This window comes from Pseudonocardia sp. SID8383 (assembly GCF_009864975.1).
Lineage (GTDB): Bacteria > Actinomycetota > Actinomycetes > Mycobacteriales > Pseudonocardiaceae > Pseudonocardia > Pseudonocardia alni.
The window spans coordinates 1-13,196 of the sequence record NZ_WWFY01000840.1 but is presented as its reverse complement, the minus strand read 5'-3'; the positions used below and the strand labels follow the sequence as shown (position 1 = coordinate 13,196).

Here is a 13,196-nt window from a genome sequence, read left to right as displayed (position 1 = left end):
CGTGGGATCCGAGCGCACCGGTGACCCCGGTGCGCCGCAGGGGTCCGGAACCGGTACCGCACCGGTCGCGGCGCCGGCGGACCTGGTCGCGGGCACCACCGCGGCCGACCCGGCCGCGTTCGGGTCGCCCGCGTCGTTCACCTCCCCGACCGGCAACATCTCCTGCCGGATCACCGGCGGTGCCGGGGACGGCGCCGTCCGCTGCGACGTCACCGCCCGCACCTGGTCGGCGGGTGACTGCCCGGACGCGGCGCTGGTCACCGGCGGACCGGCGGGTGCTCGCACCGAGTGCGGCGGCGCGCCCGTCGGCTCCGGTGCGGCGGTGCTCGACTACGGCACCCACCTCACCGAGGGCGACGTCACCTGCGTGAGCTCCCGGACCGGCGTCGAGTGCCGCGACGCCCGCACCGGCGCCGGATTCACCGCGGCCCGGGCGGCGTACCGGCTCTACTGAGCCGACCGCTAGCGTCACCGGCCGTGAGCACCGCCGACCCGTCCGTTGTCGTCGAGATCTTCACCGACGGTGCCTGTGTCCCGAACCCGGGACCGGGCGGGTGGGGCGCGGTGCTGCGGTACGGCAGCCACGAGCGCGAGCTGCACGGTGGCGAGCCGGAGCGCACGACGAACAACCGGATGGAGCTGACCGCCCCGATCCGCGCGCTGGACGCACTGACCCGGCGCAGCGTCGTCCACCTGCACACCGACAGCACCTACGTGCGCAACGGCATCACCCAGTGGCTGCCGCGCTGGCAGGCCCGCGGCTGGCGGACCGCCGCCGGGGAGCCGGTCAAGAACGACGACCTGTGGCGCGAGCTCGACGCCGCCGTCCGCCGCCACGACGTCACCTGGTTCTGGGTGAAGGGGCACGCCGGGCACCCGGAGAACGAACGCGCCGACCGGCTCGCGGCCCGCGGCTGCGAGGAGGCGGGCGGACGCGCGTCCGGCACCCGGTCCACACGCGTCCGGTGACGCCGCCGGGATAACGTCGGCCGCGTGGCCGACTCGTTCCCCCGCCTGCACGCGCGCACCCGTCGCTTCACCCTCGGGGTCCCCCGTGGGTTCACCGTCGCCCCGGACGGGTCCCGGGCGGTGTTCCTGCGCAGCCGGTCCGGCACCGACCCGGTCACCTGCCTGTGGTCGATCGACGCGGTGACCGGTGCCGAACGGCTGCTCGTGGACCCGGCGTCGGTGCCCGGGCTGCCGGGCGAGGAGGACCTGCCGGCCGCGGAGCGGGCCCGGCGCGAGCGGGTCCGGGAGCAGGCGGGCGGCGTCGTCGGCTACACCACCGACGCCGCGGTCACCCGCGCCGTGTTCGCACTGTCCGGGCGGCCGTTCACCGTCGCGCTGACCGGGGAGCCGGGCGTGCGGCCGCTCGACGTCGGCGACATCGAGGCCGTGGTGGACCCGCGGATCGACCCGAACGGCGCCCGGGTGGCCTTCGTCGCCGAGGGCGCGCTGCACCTGCACGACCTCACGACCGGCACGACGACGGCTGTGCTCACCCCCGACGGCGACGACGTCTCCTGGGGCCTGCCCGACTTCGCCGCGGCCGAGGAGATGGACCGCCACCGCGGGTTCTGGTGGTCCCCCGACGGCGGCGCGCTGCTCGTCGCCCGGGTCGACGAGTCGCCGGTCGCGCGCTGGCACATCGCCGACCCCGCGCACCCCGACCGCGTCCCGACCACGGTCCGCTACCCCGCCGCCGGCACCCCGAACGCCCGGGTGGGGCTGGTCGTCGTCGCGCTCGACGGCAGCCGCACCCCCGTGACCTGGGACGACGAGACCTACGAGTACCTCGCCACCGCGGGCTGGGACGCACACGGCCCGCTGCTGTCGGTCCAGCCGCGCGACCAGCGGGAGGTCCGCACCCTGGCCGTCGACCCCGCGACCGGGCGGACCACCACGCTGCACTCCCAGACCGACCCGGTCTGGGTGGAGAACGTGCCCGGCGTCCCGGCGCGCACCGCGTCCGGGGCGCTGGTGCGGGCCGAGGACTCCGGCGGGGCGCGCCGGCTCGTCGTCGGCGACGCCTACCTGACCGGCCCGGAGCTGCAGGTGCGCGGGGTCGTCGGCATCGACGGCGAGACCGTCCTGTTCCGCGCCTCGACGGAGCCGACCTCGGTGGCCGTCTGGTCGGTGACCCCGGGGTCCGAGCCGGTCGCGGTGACGCCGACGACCGGGGTGCACGCCGTCGCCGCGGCGGGGGGCACCACCGTGCGCGTGTCCCAGGACCTCGCGACGGCGCCGCACGCCGTGCTCGCCACCGCCGCCGGAGCCGAGCACCCGGTCACCGGGCACGCCGTCGACCCCGGGTTCGACCCGGCCCCGGTGCTGCACTCCCTCGGTGAGCGGGAGCTGCGCACCGCGGTGTTCCTGCCGTCCGGCCACGTGCCCGGCACCCGGCTGCCGGTGCTGCTCGACCCCTACGGCGGCCCGCACTCCCAGCGGGTGCTGCAGGCCCGCAACGCACACCTGACCAGCCGCTGGTTCGCCGAGCAGGGTTTCGCCGTGCTGGTCACCGACGGTCGTGGCTCCCCCGGCCGCGGCCCGGAGTTCGACCGCGCGATCCACGGCGACCTGGCGGGACCGGTGCTGGAGGACCAGATCGCGGCCCTGCACGCGGCCGCGGAGGCCTACCCCGACCTGGACCTGGGGCGGGTCGGGATCCGCGGCTGGTCGTTCGGCGGGTACCTGTCCGCGCTGGCGGTGCTGCGCCGGCCCGACGTCTTCCACGCGGGCATCGCCGGCGCGCCGGTCACCGACTGGACGCTCTACGACACCCACTACACCGAGCGCTACCTCGGGGCGCCGGGCGGCGAGCCGTACCGCCGCTCGTCGATCATCGACGACGCCGCGACCCCGCCGACCGCGGACCGGCCGCACCGCCCGCTGATGGTCGTGCACGGTCTCGCCGACGACAACGTCGTCGCCGCGCACACCCTGCGGCTGTCCTCGGCGCTGCTCGCGGCGGGCCGGGCGCACCAGGTGCTGCCGCTGTCCGGTGTCACCCACATGACGCCGCAGGAGGTCGTCGCCGAGAACCTGCTGCTGCTGCAGGTCGGGTTCCTCCGCGACGCCCTGGTCGCGCGGCCCCGGAGCGCGGACCACTCCGCTCCGGTGTGACTCCGGCCACACAGGGGCGCCGCGGCGGCCTGGTGCACGGCGTCCGGGCCGGGCACGGACGAACGGGCGCCGCGCGGCGGGATCCGTCGCACGACACGCTGACGACGCCGGAACGAACGGTACGACGTGCGCCACCGGCGGCGTGACCGACGGACGGACGGGCGGACGGGGCGCCGGCACGCCGCGGGCGGGGCCCGCGCACCATCCCGCCGCCGGGCGCACATCATTGGGTGAAACACCTGTTTCGGCGACGGGCGACCACAGCACGCACCGGGGAATTCACCGGCCGGTCGTCGGACTGCGCCCCGCTCCGACATCGTCCGGCCGGCGTCGGGGATCGGCGCACCGCACGTCAGAGGCTCCGCCGGGGTCCGGAGCCGGATCGCCGTCACCCCTCCGTTCCGTGGGGGAAATGCGTCGGCACTGCCGAGCAAGATTCATTTCGCTGCCATTCCGGCCCGGCCCGACGACATTCTTTCATTGATCATCCGTCGTATGGTGAACGCCGTTTGCGGGTACCTCTGAGCTGCTGGATGTCCCTCTCGCCGCTATCATTGCGATCGGTTCGCAGCGAGCGGAATGCCGGGGTTGACACTCCTCCCCGGTCGGTGTGAAAGTGATCACCCAGCGGCCCGGGGAAATGAGATCCCGGGGGTGGGGTCACCTGCCCTCCCGAACCGGAACCGCACCCCACGATGACGTGAAGGGAGGTGATCGCCATGGAGCCGACCACCGACTGGGAGGCGCCGGAGTTCGAGGAGATCGGCTGCGCGCCCGAGGTGACGATGTACATCGCCCGTACCGAGGCGTGAGGCGACCCGACGGCCGGGGGCGCGCGAACCGCGGGCCCCCGGCCGTCGACACGGGAGGGGTGCGATGAGGATCCGGGTGCTGGGCGCCGCCGCGGGTGGCGGGTTCCCGCAGTGGAACTGCGGTTGTCCGGGCTGCCGCGCGGTCCGCGACGGCACACGGCCGACGGCCCCGCGCACCCAGTCCTCGATCGCCGTCAGCCCCGACGGGGAGCGCTGGTGGCTGGTCAACGCCTCCCCCGACGTCCGCACCCAGCTCGCCGACTCCCCCGCCCTGCACCCGACCGGCGACCGGACCACGCCGCTGCACGGTGTCCTGCTGACCGACGCCGAGATCGACCACACCCTCGGCCTGGTCCTGCTGCGCGAGGGCCGCGGTGTGCACGTGCACGCCACCGCCGCGACGGAGCGGACCCTGCGCACCGGGACGGGCCTGCTCACCACCCTGGAGCGTTTCTGCCCGGTGACCTGGACCGAGGTGGTCCCGGGAGCGGAGCACGACCTCGGCGGGCTCGTCTACCGGGCGTTCGACGCCCCCACCGCCAAGCACGACCGGTTCGCGCCACCGCCGGCCGGATCGGGCACCGGCACCGACGGCACCGGTCGCGTCGTGGGGTACCGGTTCACCGACCCCGCGACCGGGCGGTTCGCCGTCCATCTTCCGGGCGTGCAGGAGCTGACCCCCGCGGTGCTCGCCGAGATCGACGGGGCCGACCTGCTGCTCGTCGACGGCACCACGTGGTTCGACGACGAGATGGTCCGGCTCGGGCTGGCCGCGAAGACCGCGCACGACATGGGGCACCTGCACGTCGGCGGTCCCGGTGGGAGCCTGGAACGGCTCGGCGGGCTGCGCGTGGGCCGCACGGTGTACGTGCACATCAACAACACCAACCCGATGCTGCTGGACGACTCCGACGAACGCGCCGAGGTGGAGAAGGCCGGCGCGCTCGTGGGGTACGACGGTCTGGAACTGGAGGTCTGAGTGACCGCATCCGACGCACTCGTCGAGCGGCTGCGGGCGCACGCCGCGAGCTATCACAGCGCCCACCCGTTCCATGTCCGCATGAACGACGGGACCCTGACCCCCGACCAGATCCGCGGTTGGGTGGCGAACCGGTTCGCCTACCAGGAGGCGATCCCGGTCAAGGACGCCGCGATCCTGTCGAACTGCCCGGACGTCGCGGTCCGGCGGCGCTGGATCAGGCGGATCACCGACCACGACGGGACGGCCGAGGACGGGCCCGAGAGCGGCGGCATCGAGGCCTGGCTGCAGCTGGGTGAGGCCTGCGGGCTGACCCGGTCGGAGATCACCGACCACCGCCACGTGCAGCCCGGCGTGCGCTTCGCCGTCGACGCCTACATCACCTTCGCCCGGACGAAGCCGTGGGTCGAGGCGGTCGCCTCGTCGCTGACCGAGCTGTTCGCGCCCGACCTGATGGCCGAGCGGCTGGCCGCGTTCGAGAAGTACTACACCTGGATCGACCCGGCCGGGCTGCAGTACTTCCGCGACCGGCTGTTCCAGGCGCCCCGCGACTCCGAGCACGCGCTCGAGGTCGTGCTGGCGCACTGCCACACCCCGCAGGAGCAGGACGCCGCGGAGGCCGCCCTGTCGTTCAAGTGCGACGTCCTGTGGGCGGTCATGGATGCGATCGATCATGCCTACGCGTGACAGCGCGACCGGCGCCGCGAAGGTCCCCCCGCAGCGGCGCGGCGACGGCACGGGCCGGCTGCCCGTGGTCACCGGGGAGTCCCGGCCCCGGCTGGGCCGGCACGTGCGGATGCGGCCGGACCGCCCGACCGGCGGCTGGGTGCTGCTCGGGCCGGAGACCGTCGTCGTGCTGAACCGGACGGGGCACGCCGTGCTGCGGCTGTGCGACGGGCAGCGCACCGTCGACGACCTCGTCGCCGCGCTGGTCGAGGACTTCGACGAGACCGACGCGCTGACCGTGGGCGATCAGGTCCGCGATTACCTCGGCCGGCTCGCGGCGCGCAACCTGGTGGCCCTCGGATGACCGCCGCCGCCCCCCGCCCGTTCGGGCTGCTCGCCGAGCTGACCTACCGCTGCCCGCTGGCGTGCGCGTACTGCTCGAACCCCATCGAGCTCGCCCGCTACGACGACGAGATGACGACCACCGAGTGGCAGCGCGTCTTCACCGAGGCCGCCGCGATGGGTGTGCTGCAGTGCCATCTGTCCGGCGGCGAGCCGCTGCTGCGACGTGACCTGCCCGAGCTGGTCCGCACCGCGTCCGAGCTGGGCATGTACACGAACCTGGTCACCAGCGCCATGGGTCTGTCCCGGCCGCGCGCGATCGAGCTGCGCGAGGCGGGCCTGGACCACGTGCAGGTCAGCGTGCAGGCCGACGAGCCCGCCACCTCCGACCGCATCGCCGGGATCCGCTCCTTCGACCGGAAGCTCGAGGCCTGCCGGCTGGTGCGCGAGCTGGGCTGGCCGCTGACCGTGAACGTCGTGCTGCACCGGCAGAACATCGACCGGATCGCCGAGATCGTCGACCTGGTCGAGCGGCTCGGCGCGGACCGGGTGGAGCTGGCCAACACCCAGTACTACGGCTGGGCGTGGCGCAACCGTTCGGCGCTGCTGCCGACGCGCGACCAGCTCGACCGGGCCGAGGAGGTCGTCACCGCGGCCCGCGCCCGGCTCGCGGGCCGGATGGAGGTCGTGCACGTCCTGCCCGACTACTACTCGGCGTACCCCAAGCCGTGCATGGGCGGATGGGCGCAGCGGCAGCTGACCGTCGCCCCGGACGGCGACGCGCTGCCCTGTCCGGCCGCGCAGACCCTGCCCCTGCCGCGGGCCTCGGTGCGCGATGCCGGCCTGGCCGAGATCTGGTCGTCCGCACCGCTGTTCACCGCCTACCGCGGCGAGGACTGGATGCAGGATCCGTGCCGCACCTGCGACCGGCGGGAGGTGGACCTCGGCGGCTGCCGCTGCCAGGCGTTCCAGCTCACCGGCGACGCCGCGGCCACCGACCCGGTCTGCCACCTGTCACCGCAGCACGACCTCGTGACCGACGCGGTCGCCCGGGCGAACGGGCCGGAACCGGTGGACGTCGAGCTCGTCCCCCGGCCCCACCGCTGACCACGGAGCGTCCACCACCGTGGACGGCCGATCCGGACCGGCCGCGTCAGCGCAGGTGCCGGACGTCCCAGAACCGGTGGTCCGGGGCGTCGTCGCCGGTGTCCTCGCAGACGGGTGCCGGCTCCGCGAGCAACCGGTGCAGGTAGTCGGCCACCCCCGTCGCGACACGGCGGCGCTCGTCCTCGTCCGGCCCCGCGACGACGACCTGCCCGCGCACGCCGCCCGGCTCCGGCACCGTGTCGACGACCAGGGCGTTGCCGCCGCCGTCGACCGCCAGCGGCCACCAGCCCGGATCCCAGTAGCGGGCACGCACCGGGTCACCCTCCCGCACGGTGATGTGGTCGTCGTCCCCGTCCTCGATGACGTCGAGCCACCCGCGGTACTGCACGACGGCCTCGTCGAGCGGGACGAAGCGGTAGGTCGCGGGGAAGATGCTCGTCGCTACCTCGGGCCGGGGTCCGGGGGCCCGTGGGTGGTCGTTCAGCTGACCGTCGGCGAGCAGGTAGAGCGCGGCCAGGTCGGCGGGGAACGGCGCTCCGAACACGGCCTCCGCGGCCCGGACCTCCTCCGCCGAGGCCGGCGGGCGGACGTTGGCGGTGGCCGGGAACCCGGCCTCGTCGAGCGCGCGCAGCCAGGCGGTCCACACCTCGGCGAGCCCGGCGGACGACGGGGAGGAGTCGCTCATGGAGGCAGCCTCGCACGGCGAGGCGGGCCCCGGGCGCGGACGGTGGAACCCTCTGGCAAGGTCGTGGCGCACCACAAGCCTCCTCCCCGTCCGGCCGGAGGAGCACGTCTCCCAGGAGGTCTCCCGTGACCGCACCGCAGAAGCCCGCTGTCGAGATCGTCGACGGCCCGCTGCCCACCGAGCTCATGACCCAGGACCTGGCCGTCGGCGACGGCCCCGAGGCCAAGCCCGGGGACACCGTCGCCGTGCACTACGTCGGCGTCTCGCAGTCCACCGGCCGCGAGTTCGACAACTCCTACGACCGCGGCCAGCCGCTGCAGTTCGGCCTCGGCGCCGGCCAGGTCATCTCCGGCTGGGACAACGGCGTCGCCGGGATGAAGGTCGGCGGCCGCCGCCGGCTCGTGATCCCGCCGCACCTGGGCTACGGGGCCCAGGGTGCGGGCGGCGTCATCGCCCCGAACGAGACCCTGATCTTCGTCTGCGACCTGGTGGGCGTGCGCTGACCGCGCTCCTGCTGATCTCCGACACCCACCACCCGAGCCGCGGGGCGGCCCACGCCGGTGGGCTCCCCGGGCCGGTGTGGGAGGCCGTCGACGCCGCCGACGTCGTCGTGCACGCCGGTGACTGGTGCTCGGTGGAGCTGCTCGACCGGGTCGAAGGCCGCGCGGCCCGGCTGCTCGCCTGCTGGGGCAACAACGACGGCGACGCGCTGCGCGCCCGGCTGCCCGAGACGGCGCGGGCGACCCTCGACGGGGTCCGGGTCGCCGTCACCCACGAGACGGGCCCGAAGCAGGGCCGCGAACGCCGGGCGCTCGCCGCGCACCCCGAGACCGACCTGCTGGTGTTCGGGCACTCCCACATCCCGTGGGACTCCACGGCCGACGGGCTGCGCCTGCTCAACCCGGGGTCACCGACCGACCGGCGCCGGATGCCGGCCCACACCTGGATGACGCTGACCCTGCACGACGGCCGCATCGACGACGTCGTGCTGCACCACCTGTAGCGCCTCCTCAGTCGTCGTCATCGTCGTCGGGCTGCTGCTGCCCCGGCGCCGGGTCCTGCTGCGCCGGGACGGCCGGGGGCTGCCGGTCGTCGTCGTCCATCCGCGTGACCGCCGGCGGGCCGCCCGCGTCGTCGTCATCGTCGTCGCGGGCGCCCTCGCCCGTGCCGAACACGAGGACCAGGCCGATCACGGCGGCCACGACCACGAGCGCCGCGGACATCCGGTTCTTGGTGAGCATCGTCCCTCCCTACGGGTGCTCAGTCGTCGACGGGGACGCCGCCGAAGACGGTGAGGCTGATGACGAAGTAGGCGATGTAGAGCGCGAGCAGCACCACGCCGTGCCAGCGGCGGATCCGCCCGGTTCCGAGGAACACCGCGGAGAGCACGGTGAGCGCGAGCAGCACGGGCAGGTGCCAGACCAGGGCCGTCGGGTCGACCACGATCGCCCCGCCGACCAGCAGGATCACCCCGAGCTTGCCGGTCACCGAGAACACGACGCTGCCCAGGACGTTGGCGACGGCGATCTCCGGCGCGCCGCGGCGGGCGGGCTCGACGGTGATCAGGAGGTCCTCCAGCGACAGGGCCAGGGTCGCGATCGTGACCCCGAAGACCGTGCCGCTGATCGCCCAGGTCTCGAGGATGCCCTCGGTGCCCTGCCCGGCGATCAGCGCGCCGACGACGAGCCCGATCAGCGCGATCACGGCGAACAGGATCGTCCGGCCGGGCGGCTGTGCGCGCGCGGCGAGGAAGCCGTCGTCGACGCGCAGGTCCTCGGGCAGCCGGAAGCCGGGCGGTCCGGTGGCCGCGTCGGCCCGGGGCGGACCACCAGGCCCACCCGACCCGGCCGACGCCGTCGCGGTCCCGCCCGCGCCGACACCGGCCTTCTCCAGCTGCTCGTAGACCTCAGCGTTGCGCCAGACGGGCCGCCGGGCCGAGTACTCGCGGTAGGCGATCCAGCCGACGAAGGCGACGAACAACAGGATCAGCACGACGCCGGTGCCGGCGGTGAGCAGCCCGCCGAGCGCGAGCAGGAACATCACCACCGGAGCGGCGACGTAGAGCGCGAGGTAGTCGCGCGGGACCTCGACGCGGGTCGGCGCGATGATCGCGGCGAGCGCCAGCACGACGCCGGTCAGCGCGATCGTGGTGCCGATGACGGCGCCGAGCGCGACGTCGCTGAGGTCCTCCATGTTGAGCACGACGCCGAACGCGAGATCGTCGAACTCGATCCCGGTGAAGACGACGGCGATCAGGAACAGCGAGATCGCCCACCGGCTCGCCACCCCGACCAGATAGCCGATGAGCTTCTCCGCGCTGTAGACCAGCACGGCGACACCCAGAACGAATTCGATCACCGGGATCATGCATCAGCCCCTCGCTACGATGCCAGGATCAACTGATCGTGAACGGGATCACCTGCCGATGCAACACTTGACACGGCAGACGCCATCGTCTCCGCAGGTCACAGGCACGGCGCGCCGAGCAGCGCCGGACACGGGTCCGCCCCGGTGTCCGATGGGGAACCGGACGCCGGGGCGGAGGACTGCCCGCCGGGGAGCGTGGGTCTCAGTCGCGCGGGGGCGCGCTCACCCGGTGGTCGGCCTGCTCGTCCTGGGCCTCGATCCGCGCGGCCTCCTCCTTGGTGCGGGCCAGCGGCGGCGCGGTGATCCCGCTGCCCTGCTCGGCCAGCTCGGGCTTCATCCGGACCGCGACGAGGCTGGCGACCGTGGTGACCGCGAGGACGCCGACGATGACGCCGAGCGAGAGTCCGATCCCGACCTCGGGGACAGGCACCGGCTGCCCGCCGTTGATGAAGGGCAGCTCGTTCTCGTGCAGGGCGTGCAGGGCGAGCTTGACGCCGATGAAGGCGAGCAGCACCGCGAGGCCGTAGGACAGGAAGACGAGCTTGTTGAGCAGCCCGCCGAGCAGGAAGTAGAGCTGGCGCAGCCCCATCAGCGCGAACGCGTTCGCGGTGAAGACGAGGTAGGGCTCCTGGGTGAGGCCGAAGATCGCCGGGATCGAGTCCAGGGCGAACATGATGTCGGTGACGCCGATGGCGATCATCACGATCAGCATCGGGGTCAGCCAGCGCTTGCCGTCGATCTTCACGGTGGTCTTGGCGCCGTGGTAGTCGTCGGTGACCGGGAAGGCCTTGCGGACCCACTGCAGGACCCGGCCCTCCTTCCACTCCTCGTCGTCGCCGCCGGCAGCCTGCTTGACCAGCGAGACGGCGGTGTAGACGAGGAACGCGGCGAAGAGGAAGAACACCCAGCTGAAGCGGTCGATGACCGCCGCGCCCGCGGCGATGAAGATGCTCCGCATGATCAGCGCGATCACGATGCCGACCAGCAGCACCCGGTGCTGGTGGAGGACCGGCACCTTGAACGCGGACATGATGATGAGGAAGACGAACAGGTTGTCGACCGACAACGAGTACTCGGTCAGGTAGCCGGCGAAGAACTCGCCGGCGTAGGTGCCGCCGGAGAAGAACCAGACCCCGCAGCCGAACGCGACGGCCAGCACCACGTAGAAGACGACCCAGCGGGTGACCTCACCCAGGGTCACGGCGTGCGGCTTGTGGTCGTTGAGCCACAGGTCCGCGCCGATCACCAGCACGAATCCGATGATGGTGACCAGCCAGACCCACAGGGGCACGTTCACGAAGTTCCTCCAGACCAGGGCAGCATCAGACAGCCCGAGGTCTCTCCCGCCACGGCAGCCCGTTCCTGCGGCTGCCGGGTGTGGCCGGTGGTGCCGGGTCCGCTCGCGAACCACGCTCGCGACGACACCGTGCTGACGACACCACCGCGGTAGGGATACTCCCCTGCGGTAGGTGAAGTGTCCTCCCTGGTCCGTTGCATGGCGAGTCGGGGTGACCCAGGGCACCCGGTCGGGGCCGGAAGTCGTCCTGTGTGTCCGGTTCAGCGGCGCGCGCGACGGCTGAGCCGGACCATGTCGATCTCCTCGCCGAGGTCGGTGATCGCGTGCACGACGAGACGGGAGTCGGTGCCGCCGGAACCGGGGGCCACCGCGCAGCGCAGGTAGGCGTAGCCGAGGTAGCGGGTCCGCGACCAGGTGACGGTCTCGGCCTGCTTCTGGTCGTCGGGGCCGGCCAGGAAGCTCGTGACCGGCGCCTGCTCGGTCTCGTGGCCGCGGACGCTGTCGGTCTCGCCGGGCTGCCAGCGGTAGCGGGGCCGTCCGCCGGAGCCGACGCAGACATAGGTGGTGCCGTCGGTCTCCGGGTGGACGGTGGAGCGGTCCGGGGCCGGGCGGGTGGGGCGGCCGTCGCGGATGGGGTCGGTGCGCTCGTACTGGTGGTTGTGGCCCTGCACGCACAGGTCGACCCGGTAGCGGTCGCACAGCGGCGCCAGCGCCCGTCGCACCCCGGCGTCGGAGGCGTGCGAGCCCGAGGTGGCGAACGCGCAGTGGTGGAAGAACAGCACGATCCACTCGATGTCCGGGTCGGCGCGCCAGCCGGCCAGGGTCCGCTCCAGCCAGGTCAGCTGGGTCCCGCCGGAGTAGCCGGCGTTGGTCGGGATCTCGGTGGAGAGGTCGTTGGCGTCCACGCTGACGACCCCGACGGTGCCGTGGGTGAACGCGTACACCGAGGGGCAGCCGCGGGGGCCGGTCCCGGGCAGCGCGAGCCGGGCGGCGTGACCGGCGTAGCCGTGCGCGGGGCCGTCGGCCCGGTTCAGGTCGTAGAGCGCCTCCATGTCGTGGTTGCCGGTGGCGAACATCCACGGGGTCGACGCGGCCGAGCGTTCGATCGCGGCGAAGTAGGTGCTCCAGACGGTGGGGTCGAAGCTGTCGTGGGCCTCGTCGTCCTGCCGGGCGCCGTTGCGGACGGGCCTGCCGGCGCCGGAGGGGTCGGCGTAGCAGATGTCGCCGGCGAGCAGGTGGAACGCGGGTGCCTCCGCGGCGACGAGCGCGGTCAGCGCCTCCGCGGGCGCCGGGCTGCGGTGGCTGTCGTCGGGCTTGTAGTGGTTCGGCTCCCCACCGGTGCTCACGCCCTGGTCGGCGAAGGCGGTGAAGGTGAACCGGTGCCGGGTGCCGCGGGGTGCGGCCGTCCGGAAGGTGCTGGTGGCGGTGGTCGTCGTCGTTCCGCCGGAACCCTCGATGCGGAACCGGTAGACGTAGCGGCTGCCGGGGGCGAGGCCGTCGGCGCGGGCGTGGGCGAACCACTGGCGGGTGCCGCGGATGCTGCCGTCGACCTGCGGGACGAGGCTCTCCAGGGGGCGGACCTGCACCGGGAGGGTGAGCCCGAACCCGGAGTCGGTGCCGACGTCGACGACCATCCGGCCGGGCGGCGGGGCCGCGGTCAGCTCCCCGGAGAACGACATCGAGCGGGCCGGGTCGGGCCCGTAGGCCAGGTGCCGTCCGACGACGGTGACCGGCGCGGGTGCGGCGGCCGCGGCCACCCCGCGCGCCCAGGGCGACCCGGACGCCGCGAGCGTCGCCAGGACTCCGGCGCCGCCGCGC

The 13,196-nt window shown here is 73.8% G+C and carries 15 protein-coding genes; 10 read left to right on the top strand and 5 right to left on the bottom strand.

Translation table 11 applies throughout. The features are described 5' to 3' along the window. From GTW08_RS20175 to pqqE, 8 genes are all read left to right on the top strand, one after another. Positions 1–454, top strand: a 454-nt coding sequence (locus GTW08_RS20175; RefSeq protein WP_161152380.1) for a hypothetical protein, incomplete at its 5' end; no start/stop codon positions are given. 23 nt (positions 455–477) lie between these two features. Further along, positions 478–969 carry a ribonuclease HI gene (gene rnhA / locus GTW08_RS20170; protein ID WP_073576963.1) on the top strand — a complete coding sequence of 164 codons (492 nt, stop codon included), beginning with the start codon at positions 478–480 and terminating at the stop codon, positions 967–969. 24 nt (positions 970–993) lie between these two features. Next, positions 994–3,123, top strand: coding sequence for a prolyl oligopeptidase family serine peptidase (locus GTW08_RS20165; protein ID WP_073576964.1), 2,130 nt, complete (start codon positions 994–996; stop codon positions 3,121–3,123). Between the two features lie 719 nt (positions 3,124–3,842). Beyond that, positions 3,843–3,935, top strand: coding sequence for a pyrroloquinoline quinone precursor peptide PqqA (gene pqqA, locus GTW08_RS20160; protein WP_073577122.1), 93 nt, complete (start codon positions 3,843–3,845; stop codon positions 3,933–3,935). A 64-nt stretch (positions 3,936–3,999) separates the two neighbouring features. Beyond that, positions 4,000–4,914, top strand: coding sequence for a pyrroloquinoline quinone biosynthesis protein PqqB (pqqB, locus tag GTW08_RS20155; RefSeq protein ID WP_073576965.1), 915 nt, complete (start codon positions 4,000–4,002; stop codon positions 4,912–4,914). Further along, positions 4,915–5,601 (top strand): pyrroloquinoline-quinone synthase PqqC, encoded by a 687-nt coding sequence (gene pqqC / locus GTW08_RS20150; protein ID WP_073576966.1) that lies wholly within the window; start codon positions 4,915–4,917, stop codon positions 5,599–5,601. Beyond that, positions 5,588–5,944: a pyrroloquinoline quinone biosynthesis peptide chaperone PqqD gene (pqqD, locus tag GTW08_RS20145; RefSeq protein ID WP_073576967.1), complete on the top strand. Its 357-nt coding sequence runs from the start codon at positions 5,588–5,590 to the stop codon at positions 5,942–5,944. The genes pqqC and pqqD overlap by 14 nt, the downstream gene beginning before the upstream one ends. Next, positions 5,941–7,029: a pyrroloquinoline quinone biosynthesis protein PqqE gene (gene pqqE / locus GTW08_RS20140; protein WP_073576968.1), complete on the top strand. Its 1,089-nt coding sequence runs from the start codon at positions 5,941–5,943 to the stop codon at positions 7,027–7,029. Before pqqD ends, pqqE begins: the two co-directional genes overlap by 4 nt. Before the next feature lie 46 nt (positions 7,030–7,075). Here pqqE and GTW08_RS20135 read toward each other — a convergent pair whose 3' ends face one another. Then, positions 7,076–7,714: an SMI1/KNR4 family protein gene (locus tag GTW08_RS20135; RefSeq protein ID WP_073576969.1), complete on the bottom strand. Its 639-nt coding sequence runs from the start codon at positions 7,712–7,714 to the stop codon at positions 7,076–7,078. Positions 7,715–7,899: 185 nt separating this feature from the next. Between GTW08_RS20135 and GTW08_RS20130 the strand changes: the two genes are divergently transcribed. Together GTW08_RS20130 and GTW08_RS20125 are read left to right on the top strand one after the other, a co-directional pair. Beyond that, positions 7,900–8,217, top strand: a complete 318-nt coding sequence (locus GTW08_RS20130) for an FKBP-type peptidyl-prolyl cis-trans isomerase (RefSeq protein WP_073577123.1) — start codon at positions 7,900–7,902, stop codon at positions 8,215–8,217. Next, positions 8,214–8,717, top strand: a complete 504-nt coding sequence (locus tag GTW08_RS20125) for a metallophosphoesterase family protein (RefSeq protein ID WP_073577124.1) — start codon at positions 8,214–8,216, stop codon at positions 8,715–8,717. The genes GTW08_RS20130 and GTW08_RS20125 overlap by 4 nt, the downstream gene beginning before the upstream one ends. A gap of 7 nt (positions 8,718–8,724) precedes the next feature. Here GTW08_RS20125 and GTW08_RS20120 read toward each other — a convergent pair whose 3' ends face one another. The 4 genes from GTW08_RS20120 to GTW08_RS20105 form a co-directional block, all read right to left on the bottom strand. Then, entirely contained in the window at positions 8,725–8,955 is a 231-nt protein-coding gene (locus GTW08_RS20120) for a hypothetical protein (RefSeq protein ID WP_073576970.1), read from the bottom strand. 19 nt (positions 8,956–8,974) lie between these two features. Further along, a complete protein-coding gene (locus GTW08_RS20115; protein ID WP_073576971.1) occupies positions 8,975–10,081 on the bottom strand; it encodes a sodium:calcium antiporter in 1,107 nt (368 codons plus the stop codon). A gap of 202 nt (positions 10,082–10,283) precedes the next feature. Then, positions 10,284–11,378 carry a TerC family protein gene (locus GTW08_RS20110; protein WP_073576972.1) on the bottom strand — a complete coding sequence of 365 codons (1,095 nt, stop codon included), beginning with the start codon at positions 11,376–11,378 and terminating at the stop codon, positions 10,284–10,286. A gap of 260 nt (positions 11,379–11,638) precedes the next feature. After that, the coding region (locus tag GTW08_RS20105; protein ID WP_161152379.1) for a metallophosphoesterase at positions 11,639–13,196 on the bottom strand (1,558 nt) is incomplete at its 5' end.